Here is a 478-nt window from a genome sequence, read left to right on the forward strand (position 1 = left end):
GAATATGGGACCAGAAGGACCATCGGTAGCTACTTTTATCAACGATTTTGTTAAAAAAGAATTGGATGATTATCTGCATAAAAATCCAGATGTTGCTGATGCCTTGTTGAAAAGAATTATGCAATCGGAGCGCGAGCGTAAAGATATTGCAGGCATCAAGAAACTGGCGAACGATAGGGCGAAAAAGGCATCCTTACACAATAAAAAACTGCGCGATTGTAAAGTGCATTTTAATACAACACACGAGAAACGATATGAAACCACTTTGTTTATTACCGAGGGAGATTCGGCATCAGGTTCGATCACAAAATCGCGCGATGTAGATTGTCAGGCTGTGTTTAGTTTAAAAGGTAAGCCGCTTAACTGTTACGAACTTACCAAAAAAGTGGTTTACGAAAATGAAGAATTTAATCTTTTACAACATGCTTTAAACATTGAAGATGGTTTAGAAGGGCTTCATTATAACAATATTGTAATC

General features: G+C 37.2%; 1 pseudogene. It reads left to right on the forward strand.

What is annotated here, in order from left to right:
• Window positions 1-478 (forward strand): annotated as a pseudogene (locus AC1DND_RS29370) (type IIA DNA topoisomerase subunit B); the annotation flags it as partial.

The sequence above is a fragment of the Pedobacter sp. 01N416 genome, from assembly GCF_056399685.1.